Annotated in this window: 16 protein-coding genes; 4 read left to right on the top strand and 12 right to left on the bottom strand. The window is 71.4% G+C overall.

Annotated elements, in window-relative coordinates; all coding sequences use genetic code 11:
• Nucleotides 1-71: 71 nt before the first annotated feature.
• Both ACFVX4_RS34635 and ACFVX4_RS34630 read right to left on the bottom strand, forming a co-directional pair.
• Complete coding sequence (locus ACFVX4_RS34635) at nucleotides 72-1,229, bottom strand: methyltransferase (RefSeq protein ID WP_389985294.1); 1,158 nt, start codon at nucleotides 1,227-1,229, stop codon at nucleotides 72-74.
• A gap of 77 nt (nucleotides 1,230-1,306) precedes the next feature.
• Complete coding sequence (locus tag ACFVX4_RS34630) at nucleotides 1,307-1,507, bottom strand: hypothetical protein (RefSeq protein WP_266423914.1); 201 nt, start codon at nucleotides 1,505-1,507, stop codon at nucleotides 1,307-1,309.
• A 250-nt stretch (nucleotides 1,508-1,757) separates the two neighbouring features.
• Here ACFVX4_RS34630 and ACFVX4_RS34625 point away from each other — a divergent pair, with 250 nt between their 5' ends.
• Nucleotides 1,758-2,582, top strand: a complete 825-nt coding sequence (locus ACFVX4_RS34625) for an endonuclease I family protein (RefSeq protein WP_389985291.1) — start codon at nucleotides 1,758-1,760, stop codon at nucleotides 2,580-2,582.
• Between the two features lie 101 nt (nucleotides 2,583-2,683).
• On the opposite strand, the gene glsA is transcribed toward ACFVX4_RS34625, so the two are convergent.
• From glsA to ACFVX4_RS34610, 3 genes are all read right to left on the bottom strand, one after another.
• On the bottom strand, nucleotides 2,684-4,039 hold the full coding sequence (gene glsA, locus ACFVX4_RS34620; protein WP_389985288.1) for a glutaminase A: 1,356 nt from the start codon (nucleotides 4,037-4,039) through the stop codon (nucleotides 2,684-2,686).
• A 12-nt stretch (nucleotides 4,040-4,051) separates the two neighbouring features.
• A complete protein-coding gene (locus tag ACFVX4_RS34615; protein WP_389985284.1) occupies nucleotides 4,052-4,618 on the bottom strand; it encodes a hypothetical protein in 567 nt (188 codons plus the stop codon).
• A 144-nt stretch (nucleotides 4,619-4,762) separates the two neighbouring features.
• Entirely contained in the window at nucleotides 4,763-4,993 is a 231-nt protein-coding gene (locus ACFVX4_RS34610) for a DUF1269 domain-containing protein (protein WP_389985281.1), read from the bottom strand.
• Nucleotides 4,994-5,137: 144 nt separating this feature from the next.
• On the opposite strand from ACFVX4_RS34610, the gene ACFVX4_RS34605 reads away from it, so the two are divergent.
• The gene (locus ACFVX4_RS34605; protein WP_389985278.1) at nucleotides 5,138-6,253 is read left to right on the top strand and encodes a chemotaxis protein; all 1,116 of its coding nucleotides are present in this window, start codon (nucleotides 5,138-5,140) and stop codon (nucleotides 6,251-6,253) included.
• A gap of 299 nt (nucleotides 6,254-6,552) precedes the next feature.
• A complete protein-coding gene (locus ACFVX4_RS34600) occupies nucleotides 6,553-6,876 on the top strand; it encodes a plasmid stabilization protein (RefSeq protein WP_266423899.1) in 324 nt (107 codons plus the stop codon).
• 27 nt (nucleotides 6,877-6,903) lie between these two features.
• Here ACFVX4_RS34600 and ACFVX4_RS34595 read toward each other — a convergent pair whose 3' ends face one another.
• The 7 genes from ACFVX4_RS34595 to ACFVX4_RS34565 all read right to left on the bottom strand — a co-directional run bounded on the left by ACFVX4_RS34595 (nucleotide 6,904) and on the right by ACFVX4_RS34565 (nucleotide 15,768).
• The gene (locus ACFVX4_RS34595) at nucleotides 6,904-9,291 is read right to left on the bottom strand and encodes a phosphoketolase (RefSeq protein WP_389985275.1); all 2,388 of its coding nucleotides are present in this window, start codon (nucleotides 9,289-9,291) and stop codon (nucleotides 6,904-6,906) included.
• A 22-nt stretch (nucleotides 9,292-9,313) separates the two neighbouring features.
• A complete protein-coding gene (locus ACFVX4_RS34590) occupies nucleotides 9,314-10,738 on the bottom strand; it encodes an NADP-dependent succinic semialdehyde dehydrogenase (protein ID WP_389985272.1) in 1,425 nt (474 codons plus the stop codon).
• 179 nt (nucleotides 10,739-10,917) lie between these two features.
• Nucleotides 10,918-11,421, bottom strand: a complete 504-nt coding sequence (locus ACFVX4_RS34585; protein ID WP_389985269.1) for an ATP-binding protein — start codon at nucleotides 11,419-11,421, stop codon at nucleotides 10,918-10,920.
• Nucleotides 11,422-11,571: 150 nt separating this feature from the next.
• Nucleotides 11,572-13,671, bottom strand: coding sequence for a xanthine dehydrogenase family protein molybdopterin-binding subunit (locus ACFVX4_RS34580; RefSeq protein ID WP_389985266.1), 2,100 nt, complete (start codon nucleotides 13,669-13,671; stop codon nucleotides 11,572-11,574).
• 42 nt (nucleotides 13,672-13,713) lie between these two features.
• Nucleotides 13,714-14,700 carry an FAD binding domain-containing protein gene (locus ACFVX4_RS34575; RefSeq protein ID WP_385327786.1) on the bottom strand — a complete coding sequence of 329 codons (987 nt, stop codon included), beginning with the start codon at nucleotides 14,698-14,700 and terminating at the stop codon, nucleotides 13,714-13,716.
• Nucleotides 14,697-15,263 (bottom strand): 2Fe-2S iron-sulfur cluster-binding protein, encoded by a 567-nt coding sequence (locus ACFVX4_RS34570; RefSeq protein ID WP_389985263.1) that lies wholly within the window; start codon nucleotides 15,261-15,263, stop codon nucleotides 14,697-14,699. The genes ACFVX4_RS34575 and ACFVX4_RS34570 overlap by 4 nt, the downstream gene beginning before the upstream one ends.
• A gap of 115 nt (nucleotides 15,264-15,378) precedes the next feature.
• Nucleotides 15,379-15,768 (bottom strand): hypothetical protein, encoded by a 390-nt coding sequence (locus ACFVX4_RS34565; protein WP_389985260.1) that lies wholly within the window; start codon nucleotides 15,766-15,768, stop codon nucleotides 15,379-15,381.
• A 258-nt stretch (nucleotides 15,769-16,026) separates the two neighbouring features.
• On the opposite strand from ACFVX4_RS34565, the gene ACFVX4_RS34560 reads away from it, so the two are divergent.
• A complete protein-coding gene (locus ACFVX4_RS34560) occupies nucleotides 16,027-16,359 on the top strand; it encodes a DUF6479 family protein (RefSeq protein ID WP_266423879.1) in 333 nt (110 codons plus the stop codon).
• Nucleotides 16,360-16,384 lie beyond the last annotated feature (25 nt).

Below are 16,384 nucleotides of genomic sequence, written 5' to 3'. Positions count from 1 at the left end.
CAGTAGAACGTGTTGCAAGAATCCGGAAGGGCCGGGAAGGTTCCGGCGGGGTCGGTGCCTGGCGGCGGGGGTCAGCGCTTGACGGCTCGCAGCACGACGAACTTCGGGTCACCGGCGACCGTGACGCAGTTGCCGAAGATGCGACGGAGCCGGGTGTGGTAGCCGAGGTGCCGGTTGCCGACGACCCACAGTTCGCCGCCGGGCCGCAGTGCGGTGCGGGCCCCGTGGAACATGGTGCGGGCCGTCGCGTCGGTGGTGGCCTGGTGGGAGTGGAACGGCGGGTTGTTGAGGACCAGGTCCACACTGGCGGGCGGCAGTTCCGCCGGCCCGTCGCCGACCAGGAACTCGGCCTTGGCGTCCGGGCCGGTGTTGGCCCGGAAGGTCTCCTCCGCGGAGGCGACCGCCTGGTACGACTCGTCGATGAAGGTGACCGCCGACTCGGGGTTGGCGAGCGCCGCGGCCAGCCCGACGACGCCGTTCCCGCAGCCGAGGTCGACGACCCGGTCGGGGCCGCTGCGCGCGGGGAGATGGCCGAGGAAGAACCGGGTGCCGATGTCGAGGCGCTCGGCGCAGAAGATCCCGGCGTGGTTGGTGACGGTCCGGCCGGAGACCGGGCCGAGCCCCTCGGGCAGGTCGTAGCGGTACGGCCAGGGGCTGGGCGTACGGGCCGTTCCCGGGCCCGGAGTGCTGAAGATGAGCCGGGCCTTCTTGACGGCCAGGGAGGTGCGGGTCGGACCGATGATCCGCTCGAAGAGCTTGAGGGTGGAGGTGTGGATCTCCTTGACCATCCCGGTGCCGATCACAACGGTGCCCGGGTGGACGGCCGGCGCGAGCCGGTGCAGCTGGTCCTCCAGGAGCGCGAGGCTCTTCGGGACACGCACCAGCAGGACGTCGATGCGGTCCGGCGGCGTGTCCCTGGCCGACAGCAGGCGTACCGCGTCCGCGGCCACGCCGTTGCGGTCCAGATTCGCCAGGGTCGCGCGCTGCGCCAGGTAGGAGTCGGTGATCTGTACGGGCCGGTGCCCGGCGAGTACGGTGCTCAGCGCGCCCCAGCGGTCGCCCACCACGACCACGGCGCCCGACAGATCGACCGGATCCGTCCCGTCGGCCCCTTCCAGTCGCCGCAGCAGATACTCATCGGCAGCGTCCCAGGCGCGGAACGGGTCGCGCGGGTCCTCGGGGTAGCGGGCGAGCTCGAACCCGGCCCCTGACGTCGTCAAACGGTTCATTGTGCACCCAGGCTAGCCGAGCCGCGGGGAGCGCCCATACACTCCCCGCGCGCCGGCCACCGGGCCGCCGTGTCCCGCTACGGCAGCGCCTTGTCGATCGCCGACCGGCCCTCCCGGGCGAGCCTGCGCTCCGCCCACTGAAGATTCTTCGGAGTCAGGTCCCGCCCGGAGGCGAGCACCAGGTCCTCTGCCGACGGATTGTCGCTGCCGCCGGTGTGCAAGAGGCTGTCGGGAGTCACTCCCCGAGATGCGAATACGGATTCGGGCTCGTCGCTCATGCCGCCTCCTCGTCCTTTCGGTCATTCTCGCCCCGCGCCAGGTCCGCCGCATCCGAGGCCCCGCGATCCGCTCCCGGCGTCGCAGTCGAGCCATCACTTGACCTGCACATGATAGGTACGCGCTGTTCACACCATGGTCACGGTGCGTGTGGAAGGCTCCCGGCTACCACGTACCACACGATCGCCGCGGCGCCGCCCCCCACCTTGTGACGGTGTCGTGGCGCACGCATTTCCGGAGAGGACACCCCACATGTCCCGTCGTCACCTTCGTTACCGGCGCCCGCTGCTGGCGACCCTTGCCGCCTTCGCGGTGCTCGGCGGCACCGCCGCCGCCGCACCGGCCGCCACGCCCGAGGCCACGCACACCACTGCGACACCGCTGCGGGTACTCGACGACACGTACTACCAGGACGCGCTCGGCAAGACCGGGACCCAGCTGAAGAGCGCCCTGCACGAGATCATCAGCAACCAGACCAAGCTCTCCTACAGCCAGGTCTGGGACGCCCTCAAGGACACCGACGAGGACCCCGCCAACAGCTCGAACGTGATCCTCCTCTACACCGGACGTTCCCAGTCCAAGAACTCCAACGGCGGTGCGGTCGGGGACTGGAACCGCGAGCACGTCTGGGCCAAGTCCCACGGCGACTTCGGCACCGCCACCGGCCCCGGCACCGACATCCACCACCTGCGCCCGGAGGATGTCACCGTCAACTCGATCCGCGGCAACAAGGACTTCGACAACGGCGGCAGCGCGGTCAGCGGCGCACCGGGCAACTACACCGACAGCGACTCCTTCGAGCCGCGCGACGCGGTCAAGGGCGATGTGGCCCGCATGCTCCTCTACATGGCGGTGCGCTACGAGGGCGACGACTCGTTCCCCGATCTGGAACCCAACGACAAGGTGTCCAACGGCTCCGCCCCGAACATCGGCCGCCTGTCGGTACTGAAGGCGTGGAGCCAGGAGGACCCGCCGGACACCTTCGAGAAGCGGCGCAACGACGTCATATTCGACCAGTACCAGCACAACCGGAACCCGTTCATCGATCACCCCGAGTGGGTCGAGTCCATCTGGTAGACCCGAGCGCCCCGGACGACCGGCGGACATCCGCCGGACCCGTTGCCGTCCCCGTCACGTCGCCGGCCCGCCCGTCGACGTGACGGCGCGGGCGGCGGCGCTCAGAGGCTGTCGGGCCCGCCGCCCGTGCACCAGGTCACGGCCTCCGCGCGGGTGGCGAAGCACCGCAGGGCCGTCGGTCCGTCCTGCCGTCCGGGGCCGGGCAGGGCGAGCCGGTGCGCCGGGTCGGCAACGGCGGTACGCACCCCGTCCGCCGCGATCCGGCCGAGCCCGCCGCGCAGCATCGCCCGAGCCACCCCGTCGACGCCGGTCACCTGTCCCAGGTCCAGGACGACCGGTTCCGTCGCCCGGGGGCGCGACTCGTCCAGCGCATACAGCACCCGCTCGGCCGCGGTGAAGTCGATGGCGCCCTGGGCGGCCACGACGGCGACCCGTTCGCGCGGGACACGGTCCTGCGGAGCGGCCCCGGCGGCGGGCAGCTCGTCGGCGGTGGCGACGAGTGTGACGGTGGTGCCGGCCAGCGCCGGATTGTGCATCAGATGCAGCCCGAGCCGCTCCGACAGGGCACCGAGAGCGGCGCGCCCGCGCACCGAGGTGCCGGTCGGGTCCAGCCGCGGGCTGTAGGTCGCCAGGCCGAACCGCGCGGGGCCGGCGGCGATCAGCCCGCCGGACACACCGCTCTTCGCGGGCAGCCCGACGCGCAGCAGCCAGTCGCCCGAGGCGTCGTACATGCCGCAGGTCGCCATCACCGCCAGCACCTGCGCGGCCACCGGCCCCGGGACCACCGCGTCACCGGTGAGCGGGTTCACGCCGCCGTGCGCGAGGGTGGCGGCCATCGCGGCCAGGTCCAGTGCGGTGACCCGCACCGCGCACTGCCTGAAGTACGTCTCGACCGCCGCGACCGGGTCGACGGGCAGCGGGCCGGTGCTCCGGAGCAGATAGGCGAGGGCACGGTTGCGGTCGCCGGTGGCGGCCTCGGAGGCGTACACCCGCTCGTCCACGTCCAGCCGCCGGCCGGCGAACCGGCTCAGGCAGGCGAGGATGCGGTCGAACCTCGGGACGTCGGGGGTGTCCGGGATCAGCGCGGTGGTGATGATGGCCCCCGCGTTGACCATGGCGTTGTCGGGTCGCCCGGTGTCCGGTTCCAGACTGATGGCGTTGTACGCCTCGCCGCTGGGCTCGGCATTGACCCAGCGGCCCACCTCGTCGAGCCCGAGGACGGACAGGGCGAGGGCGTAGACGAACGGTTTCGACACGGACTGCATGGTGAACGGGGCCTCGGCGTCACCCGCGCTGTATCGGTGGCCGTCCATGCTGATCAGCGCCAGCCCGAAAGCATCCGGGTCGGTCAGGGCCAACTGCGGGATGTAGTCGGCGGGTCGGCCGTCCCGCAGCCCGGTGAACCGTGTGTGCAGTTCCCGCAGGGCGTCGGTGACGGCGTCGGCGGCGGCACTCACCCGGCCCGGCCGTCAGCTGCGCTCGGCCTGGGCGATCCGGGGGAAGGTCTTGACGCCGGCCGCCTTCCGGCTGTTGGCGTGCTGGCTGACGGTCCGTCCGGGCGGGGCGTCCGGGAAGCCGAGCACCACGGAGTCGAGCAGCTTCCCGGACGCGTCGACGAAGTCCACCTTGACGGCGTAGAAGGCGGCCTTGTCCGTCGGGTTGGTGACGCGGACGAGGGCGCTGCGGAACCGCTCGGACTTCGCGACCGGCTGCCCGGTCACCGAGACGTCCTTGACCGCGTTGCCCCGACCCTGCACGCCCGCGAGCCGCTTCACCGCCTGCTGCCGGTTGCGCTCGGCAGCGGCGGAGACCGAGGCGGCGAATTCCCGCTGGGTACGGGGGGTGGGACTCGCGGAGGGGGTCTTGGCCGGTTCGGGGGAGACCGTACGGGTGCTCCTGGCCGTGCCCGTCGAGGTGGTGTTGGAGCCGCCGCAGGCGGCGGTACCGGTGATGATCACCGCGGCCAGCACGGCCGGGGTCAGATTGCGGACTGCGCGGCCGCCGAGGGCGTGCCGCAAGGGACTGGTCGGGTTCACGGACGCTCCGTCTGCTCGGAAGGGCCTAGGAAGAGGGAGGGACAGGGAAAGGGAAGAGGGACAGGGGAAAGGCAGGAGGGACAGGGGCATGAGGGAGAAGGGGACAAGTGCGGGAGAGCGCGGTCGCCGCTCTCCCCCGGCCGGTCAGGCCGCTTCGTCACCGAAGACCTCGCGCAGCCGCTCCTCGCTCCGCGCGTCCAGGTTGCTGTGGAGCAGTTCGGCACCGCCGTCGGGCAGCGCGTCGCCGATCCGGTCGGGCACCTCGTTCGTGGTCAGCAGGAACAGGGCCGAAGTGCCCGGTGTCATCCCGTCCTCCTGAAGGGACTTGAGCGACGTCTCCATGCTCTCCGCGCCCTCGGCGACCGGAACTTCCACACGGTGAGCGTGGACATCGCATGCACCTCCTGAGAACAACAACGAAGAACTCGCTCATATTAGGATCAAAAGGTATGAATTGACTCGTCGAGTTCACCCGCTTCGCTCGGGAGCGGATACCGGCCGAAACCCTGGGAGAGAACGATGGATACGGACGCCCTGACCGTCGGCCTGTTGCAGGAACTACGGGCGGTCAAGCCCTATCCGGCCCTGTCCCTGACCATGCCGACCCACCGCCGCGCTCCGGACAATGCCCAGGACGCCGTTCGGCTGCGCAACCTGGTGGCCGAGGCCGCCGGACGGCTGGAAGCGGACCCCGAGGTCACCCGCGAGGCCCGGACCGCGCTCAAGGAGCAGCTCGACCGGGCGGTCACCGAGGTGGACCCCCGCCGGGCCCTGGACGCCCTGGTCCTCCTCGTCACCGCCGACGAGCACCAGATCTGGCAGCTTCCGCGCACCGCGCCCGAACGGGTGGTGCTCAGCGACACCTATCTGACCCGCAACCTGGTCGCCGCGAAGGCACAGGCCCAGCCGTTCTGGGCACTCACCGTGTCGGCCGACCGGGCGGCCCTGTGGAGCGGCACGACGGACGCCCTGCGCCAGGAGCAGGCCGACGGGTTCCCGCTGACGGCTCCGCAGGAGGCGCCCAACCCACAGCGCGAGGAGCGGATCGGCGACACCCCGAGCACCTTCAGCGACGAGGAGACGCGCAATTTCCTGCGCACGGTCGACGAGAAGTTGCGCGCGGTGCTGGCCGCGGACCCGCGGCCGCTCTATCTGATGGGCCTCGCCCCCGCGCTCGCTCTGCTGGACGAGGTCGGTGAGGGCGCCAAGTCGGCCGTCGGCCGGGTCACCAAGGGTGCGCCCGCCGACATGACGCCGGGCGACCTGCACAAGGAGCTGCGGCCGGCGCTCGACGAGCGGCAGCAGCGGTTCGCGGCGGAGATCGACGGCAAGCTGGACGAGGCCCGCGGCCGTCGTGCCTTCGCCGGCGGTCTCGACGAGGTGTGGGCCGCCGTGCGGGAGGGCCGTGCCGGGCTGGTCGCGGTGGAGGAGCACTTCCAGCAGACCGTACGGGTGACGGACGAGCACCTGGAACCGGTGAGCGACGAAGCCGCGGACCTCTCGGACGGCGCAGTCCGTGAGGACATCGTGGACGAGCTCGTCGAGGCGGCCCTGGACAGCGGCGCCGACGTGGTCTTCCTCCCGGACGACTCGCTCGCGGAGCACGGACGGATCGCGGCGGCCCTGCGCTACTGAACCGGACCGGCGCGACGCCGTAACCCCTCCACGGGCCCGCACGCCTCAGAGCCTGTCGGGTGACCTCGGATCGGATAGCGGACGCGGTCTGGTGCGTGCGATTCCAAGGCGGAGGAGGGAGTCAACGCGGAGCGTTGGCGACCGACGACAACGCGGGAAGCGCGCGTGCCAGGGCGTGGCCGCCCGGTCGGAGGTCACCCGACAGGCTCTCAGGCGTGCGGGCCCGTGGGGTCGCTGGGAGACTGAGGAGGGGCCCGCCGGGCCCCGGGGCAGGTCCCAGGGAGAGGGGTGATCGCACCATGCCACGCGGATACGACGCCAAGCGCGAACGGCAGTACGAGCACATCAAGGAGAGCGCGCAGGAGCGCGGGGTCAGCGAGGAGCGGGCCGAGGAGATCGCGGCCCGTACGGTCAACAAGGCACGCGCCCGCGCCGGTGAGTCGAGGACGGCGAGCCGTACCTCCATCGAGGACATGTCGTCCTCGCGGCGCGGCGGTCTGCGCTCCCGCAGCGGAGCGGAAGGGCCGACCCGCGACCAGCTCTACGAAGAGGCGAGGAAGAAGAACATCCACGGGCGGTCGAACATGACGAAGGCCCAGCTGGCACGCGCGGTCGGCCGCTGAGCCCACGTCGTGGGAACCGGGGCGGTGTCAGCCGCTCCAGGTCCAGCCGGCCACCTCGGGCAGGTCCGTGCCGTGCTCACGGATCCAGGCGTGATGGCGGGTGCGGACATCCGCCATCGCCTGGCGTACCGCCACGGCGCGCACACCGAGGCCGGGCACCCGGTCGATGACGTCCATGACCAGCCGGTAGCGGTCCAGGTCGTTGCGGACCACCATGTCGAAGGGCGTCGTGGTGGTGCCCTCCTCCTTGTAGCCCCGCACATGCAGCTGCGCATGGCCCGCCCGCCGATAGGCGAGCCGGTGGATCAGCCACGGATAGCCGTGGTAGGCGAAGATCACGGGGGTGTCCCTGGTGAATACCGCGTCGTATTCGGAGTCCGGCATTCCGTGCGGGTGCTCCTCGCGCGGCAGCAGCCGCGCCATGTCGACCACGTTCACCACCCGTACCGCCAGTTCCGGCAGGTGCCTGCGCAGCAGGTCGGCGGCGGCCAGTGTCTCCAGCGTGGGTACGTCGCCGGCGCAGGCGAGCACCACGTCGGGTTCGCGGCTGCCGTCCTCCGTACCCGCCCACTCCCACACACCGGCGCCGCGGGCGCAGTGCGCGCGGGCCTGGTCCATGGTGAGCCAGTCGAAGGACGGCTGTTTGCCGGCCACGATCACATTGACGTAGTCGCGGCTGCGCAGCGCATGGTCGGCGACGGAGAGCAGGGTGTTGGCGTCCGGCGGCAGATAGACCCGTACGACCTCGGGGCTCTTGTTGAGGATGTGGTCGACGAAACCCGGGTCCTGATGGGAGAACCCGTTGTGGTCCTGGCGCCAGACGTGCGAGGTGAGCAGGTAGTTGAGCGAGGCGATGGGGCGGCGCCAGGCCAGTCGGCGGGATGTCCTGAGCCATTTGATGTGCTGGTTGACCATCGAGTCGACGATGTGGGCGAACGCCTCGTAGCAGGAGAAGAGACCGTGCCGCCCGGTGAGCAGATATCCCTCCAGCCAGCCCTGGCACAGATGCTCGGAGAGCACCTCCATGACGCGGCCGTCGCGGGAGAGGTGCTCGTCGGTGGGCAGCATCCGTTCCTGCCATGCCTTGGCGGTGGCGCCGTAGAGGGCGTCGAGCCGGTTCGAGGCGGTTTCGTCGGGGCCCACGACACGGAAGTCGCGGCGCTCGGCGGTGGCGGCCATGACGGCCTCCAGCAGACCGCCGAGCACCCGCGTCGGCTCGTGCAGCACGGTGCCGGGCTTGTCGACCTCGACGGCGTGGTCGTCCAGCGGCGGGATGGGCAGGTCGCGCAGGAGCAGACCGCCGTTCGCGTACGGGGTCGAGCCGAGCCGGGCGTCGCCCTCGGGCACGCAGGCGAGCACCTGGGCGCTGGGCCGCCCCGACGCGTCGAAGAGCTCCTCGGGCCGGTAGGAGCGCATCCACGCCTCCAGCTGCCGCAGATGGTCCGGGTTGTCCCGGACCCCGGGCAGCGGGACCTGATGGGCGCGCCAGGTGCCCTCGACGGGCACCCCGTCGACCTCCACCGGGCCGGTCCAGCCCTTGGGGGTGCGCAGCACGATTATCGGCCAGTGCGGGCGGCCGGTGTCGCCGCCGGTGCGGGCTGCGGCCTGGAGCTCCCGGATCCGGTCGACGGCCCGGTCCATCGCGGCGGCCATCGCCCGGTGGACGTTGAGCGGGTCGTCGCCGCCGACGTACAGGGGGTCGTGCCCGTAGCCGCGCAGCAGGGCGTCGAGCTCCGTCTCGGGGAGGCGGGCGAGCACGGTCGGGTTGGCGATCTTGTAGCCGTTGAGGTGGAGGACCGGGAGGACGGCTCCGTCGTGCACCGGGTCGAGGAACTTGTTGGAGTGCCAGGACGCGGCGAGCGGTCCGGTCTCGGCCTCGCCGTCGCCGATGACGCAGGTGACGAGCAGGTCGGGGTGGTCGAGGGCGGCCCCGTAGGCGTGGGTGAGGGCGTAGCCGAGTTCGCCGCCCTCGTGGATGGAGCCGGGTGTCTCCGGTGCCACGTGGCTGGGCACCCCGCCGGGGAAGGAGAACTGCTTGAACAGCAGCCCCATGCCTTCGGCGTCGCGGCCGACGTCGGGGTACGTCTCCGAGTAGCTGCCCTCCAGCCAGGAGTTGGCGAGGACGGCGGGTCCGCCGTGGCCGGGGCCCCAGACGCAGAGGCCCTGGACGCCGCGGGACCTGATGATCCGGTTGAGGTGGGTGTGGACCAGGTTCAGCCCGGGTGAGGTGCCCCAGTGGCCGAGCAGCCGCGGCTTGATGTCCTCCCGGGCGAGCGGCCGGGTCAGGAGCGGGTCGGCCATCAGATAGATCTGGCCGACGGCCAGGTAGTTGGCGGCCCGCCAGTGCGCGTCGAGTGCCGCGATCTCTTCGTCGGACGGGCCGGACGGGACTGCCGGGCCGGGGGCGTTGCTCATGGATGTCTCCAGCCGAAGGGCTCTAGGACGTGGCACCGACGGGCTCGGGGCCGTACCAGACCGTGGTCGCGTTGCAGAATGCGCGGATGCCCTGACCGGCGAGCTCACGCCCGTAGCCGGAGCGTTTGACGCCGCCGAAGGGCAACGCGGGATGGGACGCCGTCATGCCGTTGAAGAAGACACTGCCCGCCTCCAGATCGCGTACGCAGCGACGCGCCTCGTCCGGGTCGCGGGTCCATACGTTGGAGCTGAGGCCGAAGGAGCTGTCGTTGGCGAGCGCCACGGCTTCGTCCAGTCCGTCGACCCGGTAGAGCGAGGCGACGGGCCCGAAGGTCTCCTCACGGTGGATGCGCATGGCGGGGGTGATCCCGGTGAGGACGGTGGGGGCGTAGAACCAGCCGCGCTCCAGTTCCGGGGCCAGACCGTCGGGCCTGCCGCCTCCGCACAGGGCGCTCGCGCCCTGCCGCACCGCGTCGTCCACCAGCTCCTCCAGGTCGGTGCGGCCCTGTTCGCTGGCGAGCGGTCCGATGTCGGTGGACTCCTGCATCGGGTCGCCGACCGTCAGATCGCTCATGCCCACGGTGAACCGCTCGGCGAACTCCTCGTACACCTCCGTGTGCACGATGAACCGTTTGGCGGCGATGCAGGACTGCCCGTTGTTCTGCACCCGCGCGGTGACGGCGGTGCGGGCGGCCCTGGCGACGTCCGCCGAAGGCATGACGAGATACGGGTCGCTGCCGCCCAGCTCCAGGACGGTGTGCTTCACCTCGTCGCCGGCGATCGACGCGACCGAGCGGCCGGCCGGTTCGCTGCCGGTGAGGGTGGCCGCGGCGACCCGGCGGTCCCGCAGGATCGACTCGACCGCCCCCGATCCCACCAGCAGGGTCTGGAAGCACCCCGCCGGGAATCCGGCCCGGCGGAACAGGCCCTCCAGATACATCGCCGTCTGCGGGACGTTGGAGGCGTGCTTGAGCAGGCCGACGTTCCCCGCCATGAGGGCCGGGGCGGCGAACCGTACGACCTGCCAGAGCGGGAAGTTCCACGGCATCACGGCGAGCACGGCGCCGAGCGGCCGGTAGTGGACGTAGGCCCGGGAGGCACCGGAGTCCCGCACATCGGCGGCGGACGGATGCTCGTCCGCGAGGAGTTCCTCCGCATGGGCCGCGTACCAGCGCATGGCCTTGGCGCATTTGGCGGCCTCCGCGCGGGCCGCCTTGACGGGTTTGCCCATTTCGGTGGTCATGGTGCGCGCGATGTCCTGCTGGTCCTCGTCGAGCAGCCCCGCGGCCTGGTGCAGCAGACGGGCCCGTTCGGCGAATCCGGTGGTCCGGTACTGCCTGAACGCGGCGTCGGCGGCGTCGAGCCGCTGCTCGATCCCCGCCTCGTCCAGCGCTTCGAACGTTCTGAGGGTTTCGCCGTTCGCGGGATTGACCGTCGCGATGGGCATGGCCGTGTCCTCCTAGCCTCGGTTCTTCGACCGTGCCGCGCCGTGCGCCGTGCCGCAACGCGGGCCCCGCCGGGCGGACACCCGGCCGGCGCGGTCCGTGCGTACCGTGTGCACGTCGTCCGCGCCGGGCGGGGAGGCGTTTCAGCGGGGGCGCAAGCCGGCGGTCCCGGTGGCCCGTCTCAGACGAGAGCGGGGTCGGCTGCCGTCGCGGGCTCGGCGACGGGGGCGGCGACCGTGTCGGGCGGGCGGCGGAACTCGCGCACACCGGGCAGAGGCGAGAGCGGCGTCAGGTCGACGCTGTACGGCTCCTCGGCGTACCGGGTGAACCAGACGACCTTGCCCTCGGCCGTACGGCAGGTGCCCCAGCTGTCGCTCAGGGCCATGACCCGGCTCAGGCCACCGCCGCCGGTGCTGAGCAGCTTCGGCATCTCGGAGCCGTTGTCGGCGACGGAGACCGTGAGATGCCGCCCGGACCAGCGGAGTTCGACGACGCAATTGTTGTCGTCACCGACATGCCGGTGGACATTGGTCAGCAACTCCTCCACGCCCCGGCACACCGGCCGGACGTGGAGTTCGAGACTCCAGTGGCGGAGGTGCGCCGCGATTATTCGCCGCAGCTGGGACACACGCTCTGTCGAAACCTGGAGTTCGACCAGATAGTGCCGGTCGAGTGGAACGGTCATCGTCGAGGCTCCTCACATCGAGGCTCACTGGCTTCGCCCTGTCGGACGAACGACCCCCGGACGCGAAGAGTGAGCAGATGTAACTTCTGGGTCACTCAACAGGGTGACCCGGCGGAACCGGTCCCGCAACACAGGGGACGACCGCCCAGGTCACAGCAGATACGGCAACAGCGCGTCCGGGGTGAGCGGGAGGCTGCGCAGTCTGATACCGGTGGCGTGCCGGACGGCGTTGCCGAGGGCCGCCGCGGCGCCGACGATGCCGATCTCGCCGATGCCCTTGCTGCCCATCGGGTTGAGATGCGGATCCTCCTCGTCGATCCAGTGCGCCTCGATCTCCGGCACATCGGCGCAGGCCGGCACATGGTAGGAAGCGAGATCGTTCTCGGTGAAGTCGCCGAAGACGGGGTCCATGGTGCAGGCCTCGGTCAGTGCCATGCCGATCCCCATGGTCATGCCGCCGATGAACTGGGAGCGCGCGGTACGGGAGTTGAGGATGCGTCCGGCGGCGAAGACGCCGAGCATCCGGCGCACCCGCACTTCTCCGGTGCGGGAGTCGACGGCGACCTCGGCGAATTGCGCACCGAAAGCGTGGCGTGCGTACGAGGACTGCCCGGAGGTCTCCTGCCCGGTATTCGCGAAGGCCGTCAGCCCCTCGACGGGAAGGGGGCCGGTGCGCTCGCGCAGCTGTCCCAGCAGGGCGGTGGACGCCTTGTGCACGGACCAGCCCCAGGAGGCCGTACCCGAGGAGCCGCCGGCCAGCGGGGCGTCGGGCAGTTCGCTGCTGCCGATGTCGATCCTGACGTTCTCCACCGGGGTGTCCAGTACGGAGGCCGCGATCTGCGCGAGCACGGTGCGGGCGCCGGTACCGATGTCGGTGGCGTTGACCTGGACGCGGTACGAGCCGTCGGGTGCCGCGTGCGCCGAGGCGCTGGAGCCGAAAAGGTACACGGGATACGTGGCGGACGCGACGCCCGTACCGACCAGCAGCGGACCCTCCTCGCGAACCGCGGGGCGCGGATCGCGGTCGTACCAGCCGAAGCGTGCGGCACCCGACTCCAGACAGGCGGCGAGACCCCGGCTGCTGAACGGGCGGCCGGAGTCGGGTTCGTCGGCCGGATCATTGCGCAGGCGCAGTTCGACGGGGTCGATGCCGAGGGCCGCGGCGAGTTCGTCCATGGCGGATTCCAGCGCGTACATGCCCGGGGCCTCGCCCGGTGCGCGCATCCAGGAGGGGCTCGGCACATCCAGGGCGGTCACACGATGGGTGGTACGGCTGTGAGCCGACCCGTACATGATGCGGGCCGGGACGGCCGCCTGCTCCACGAACTCCTTGATCGTGGAGGTCTGGGTGATGACCTCGTGGGAGACCGAGGTGAGGGTACCGTCGAGTTCGGCACCGAGCCGGAGGCGCTGCACGGTGGGCGGGCGGTGGCCGACCACGGCAGCCAACTGGCGCCGCGGCAGGGCGACCTTGACGGGGCGTCCGGTGTGGCGCGCGGCCATGGCCGCCAGGACGGCCTGCGGGCGTGTGGTGCCTTTGCAGCCGAAGCCGCCCCCGACGTGTTCGGAGACCACGGTGACCTGCTGCGGCCGGAGCCCGAAGGCGGCGGCGAGGCTCTCGCGGGCCGCGGTGGACCCCTGATTCGAGTCATGGACGTGCAGATGCCCGTCCTCCGTCCACTGCGCGGTGGAGGCGTGCGGCTCCATGGGGTGGTTGTGCAGGGCGCCGATGATGTAAGTGGCGTCGACCTGTACGGGTGCCATGGCGAAGGCCCGGTCGGCGTCGCCGCGTTCGCGGACGGCGGGGTACTCGCCGTTGACGGTCTCCGGCGTGTACAGGCCGGGGTGGTCCTCGGACAGGAGGACATCGTGCTCGGTGGTTTCGTACGCGATCTGCAGCGCCTCGGCCCCGGCACGGGCGTGGTCGAGCGTGTCGGCCACCACGAGCGCGACGGGCCAGCCCCGGTGCGGGACCAGGTCGTTCTGGAGGACGGCGAGGATCGGGTCGTCGGGCTCCTTCAGCCGGGGCGCGTTGTCGTGGGTGAGTACGGCGTGCACACCCGGCAGGGCCAGTGCCTCGTCCGCGCGGATGGCGTCGACGCGGCCGCGGGCGATCGTGGCGGGGACGGGCCGACCGTACAGACACCCCGGCGGAGTGTGCTCGGCGGCGTAGCGGGCGGTGCCCGTGACCTTGTCCCGGCCCTCACGGCGGACGACGGGGGTGCCCAGTGGTGGCGGGGCCTGGCTCATGACGGGGTCCTCACGGCAGGGGGTCGGCGTGGGTGCGGTTGCTCAGCTGTCGGCGGCGAGTTCGGCGAGTGCGTCGACGGCCAGATTGCGGGCGAGGCCCACCTTGAACGCGTTGTCGCGCAGCGGCCGGGCCGCGGTGAGTTCGGCGTCCACGGCCCGTGCGAAGGTCTCGTCGGTGGCCGGTGCGCCCCGGAGCACGTCCTCGGCGGCCCGTGCGCGCCAGGGCCGGTGGGCAAGTCCGCCGAAGGCCAGCGCGGCGTGCTCGATCCGGCCGTCGCGGACGCTCAGTACGGCGGCGACGGACGCGAGGGCGAAGGCGAAGGAGGCGCGGTCGCGGGCCTTGCGGTAGAGGGAGGCGGCGCCGCCGGGGCTCGGTGGCAGGGTCACTTCGGTGATGAGTTCGCCCGGCCGGATCTCGGTGTCCCGGTCGGGGGTGTCGCCGGGCAGGCGGTGGAATCCGGTGGCGGGCACGGTCCGCGCGCCGTCCGGTCCGTGCAGGTGGACGGTGGCGTCGAGGGCGGACAGGGCGACGGCCATGTCGGACGGGTGGGTGGCGACGCACTGCGCGGAGTGGCCGAGTACGGCGAGATCGCGCTGGGCGCTGTCGCGGGCGGGGCAGCCGGTGCCGGGTTCCCGCTTGTTGCACGGCTTGGAGGTGTCCTGGAAGTACGGGCAACGGGTGCGTTGCAGCAGGTTGCCGCCTGTCGTGGCGGTGTTGCGGAGCTGCCCGGAGGCGCCGGAGAGCAGCGCCTGCGACAGGACGGGGTACCGGGTTCGTACCGCGGGATGGGCGGCCAGGTCGCTGTTGCGCACGGTCGCGCCGATCCGCAGGCCGCCGTCCGCGGTGTCGGCCACGTGGTCCAGCGGCAGCCGACGGATGTCGATGAGCAGCTCGGGGGCTTCGACACCGAGCTTCATCAGGTCGACGAGGTTGGTGCCGCCGCCGAGGAACACGGCGCCGGGGCGGGCGGCGCTCTCCTGGACCGCTTCCTCGGTGGACCGGGCGCGGAGGTAGGCGAAGGGCTTCATGGCGCCACGTCCTCGATCGCCTCGACGATACGGGGGTACGCGCCGCAGCGGCACAGGTTGCCGCTCATCCGCTCGCGGATCTCGTCGGCGCCGAGCGGTGCCGGGGCCGATACGGGTGCGCTCCGGGGTGTGACATGGGACGGGAAGCCGTCCGCCGCCTCGCCGAGCATGCCGACGGCCGAGCAGATCTGGCCGGGGGTGCAGTAGCCGCATTGGAGGGCGTCGCGGTCCAGGAAGGCTTCCTGGAGGGGGTGGAGGAGGTCACCTTCGGCGAGGCCCTCGACGGTGGTGATGGCGGCGCCGTCGTGGGCGACGGCGAGCAGCAGGCAGCTGTTGGCGCGCCGCCCGTCGACGATGACGGTGCACGCCCCGCACTGTCCGTGGTCGCAGCCCTTCTTCGCACCGGTGAGGTCGAGATGCTCGCGCAGGGCGTCCAGGACGGTGGTGCGGTGATCGAGCGTGAGCGTCCGCTCGGTTCCGTTGATCTGCAGTGTCAGGGTGGAACGGTCACCGGTTGCTCCCGGCTGTTGCGCACCGTCGTCCCGCCCGTGAGAGGGGTCCACGCACTCGCACCTTTCAGGGGTGGTCTTTTGTCCGCTTTCTACCAGACGTGCGGTGGCTTCCCGCCTCATTGCTCCGCCGCCGGGCCGTGGCCCTCCGGACTGTCGGTCCATCGGTCTACCGGCTCGCCAGACGCAGCCGCACCTCTTCCTCCTGGTCACCGGAGACGGTCCCGACGACCTTTACGTCGAAGGCGTGCGCCAGGCTCTGGCGGAGCCGCTCCACCGCCCAGTAGCCGCCCTGCACATCGACGCTCACGGGCGCGCCGAGCGCGACCGGCCCCGAGACCACCCTCGCCTCGGTGACGTCGACGGTCACCACCCAAGCGGTGGGGCGCTTCCCCGCAAGATCCTGCGGTACGTCGGCCGAGGCCCGGTCGGTGGTGAACGCGGCACGCAGCACGTCGAAGACCATCCGCGCGTCGGCCTTCTCGCACCCGCTGATGACGACCGAGACCTCCTGGCCGTACCCGCTCTCCTCCGTCTGCTTCTCCTTGATGGTGTTCACCGCGGTTCCTTCCGCTCGGTGTTCCGCCGCGCGCCCCGCCCCCGGGACCGATGGCCCCGACGGCGGGCGTCGTGCCCTGAGGCGATTCGAAGCTGTCTCCAGGCTCGCCCCTTGACAGGGCAACGGCGACACGAGACCGCCGCCGCACGAGCCGATCGCGGCCCCCCGACGCGAAACACCTTTTAGTTCATATCCACTTAAAACATGAATTCATGTGAATTATCGACTGAGGTCTCCGCCTAGGGGTATCCGGCAAGCATGGACGTTTCGAGCGCAGACCTGAGTTCGCTGGCCCTCGTCCTTGCCGACGGCCGGGGCGCGACCGGGTCGGTGATGGGCATTGTCGGAGTGGTGCTGGTGGCCGTGCTGATCGGCGCGGTCTGGCTGGGGAAGCGGCGCCGGGCCGAGGAGCTGCCACCACCCAGACCCGACGAGCAGCCACCACGGCCGGACCACCGCAGCCACATCGAGGAACGCGACGTGCACGGCGACGACCACTTCCCGCCCGACGGCCGTGGCCTTTCGCCCTATGAGCTCGGCGACCACGGGAGCGAGACCATCCGTCGCGAGACCGACGAGCAGCGCGACTGACCCTCTGACCTCCCCGGCAGCGGTC

Origin of the sequence: Streptomyces sp. NPDC058240, from assembly GCF_042882135.1 — a bacterium.
Classification (GTDB): Bacteria; Actinomycetota; Actinomycetes; order Streptomycetales; family Streptomycetaceae; genus Streptomyces.
This window is presented reverse-complemented; position numbering and strand designations above follow the sequence as displayed.

Bases quoted from the DNA above. Each gene is read 5' to 3' on its own strand.
- ACFVX4_RS34635 (WP_389985294.1), bottom strand. From the start codon at position 1,229: ATGAACCGTTTGACGACGTCAGGGGCCGGGTTCGAGCTCGCCCGCTAC.
- ACFVX4_RS34630 (WP_266423914.1), bottom strand. From the start codon at position 1,507: ATGAGCGACGAGCCCGAATCCGTATTCGCATCTCGGGGAGTGACTCCC.
- ACFVX4_RS34625 (WP_389985291.1), top strand. From the start codon at position 1,758: ATGTCCCGTCGTCACCTTCGTTACCGGCGCCCGCTGCTGGCGACCCTT.
- ACFVX4_RS34605 (WP_389985278.1), top strand. From the start codon at position 5,138: ATGGATACGGACGCCCTGACCGTCGGCCTGTTGCAGGAACTACGGGCG.
- ACFVX4_RS34600 (WP_266423899.1), top strand. From the start codon at position 6,553: ATGCCACGCGGATACGACGCCAAGCGCGAACGGCAGTACGAGCACATC.
- ACFVX4_RS34595 (WP_389985275.1), bottom strand. From the start codon at position 9,291: ATGAGCAACGCCCCCGGCCCGGCAGTCCCGTCCGGCCCGTCCGACGAA.
- ACFVX4_RS34590 (WP_389985272.1), bottom strand. From the start codon at position 10,738: ATGCCCATCGCGACGGTCAATCCCGCGAACGGCGAAACCCTCAGAACG.
- ACFVX4_RS34585 (WP_389985269.1), bottom strand. From the start codon at position 11,421: ATGACCGTTCCACTCGACCGGCACTATCTGGTCGAACTCCAGGTTTCG.
- ACFVX4_RS34580 (WP_389985266.1), bottom strand. From the start codon at position 13,671: ATGAGCCAGGCCCCGCCACCACTGGGCACCCCCGTCGTCCGCCGTGAG.
- ACFVX4_RS34575 (WP_385327786.1), bottom strand. From the start codon at position 14,700: ATGAAGCCCTTCGCCTACCTCCGCGCCCGGTCCACCGAGGAAGCGGTC.
- ACFVX4_RS34560 (WP_266423879.1), top strand. From the start codon at position 16,027: ATGGACGTTTCGAGCGCAGACCTGAGTTCGCTGGCCCTCGTCCTTGCC.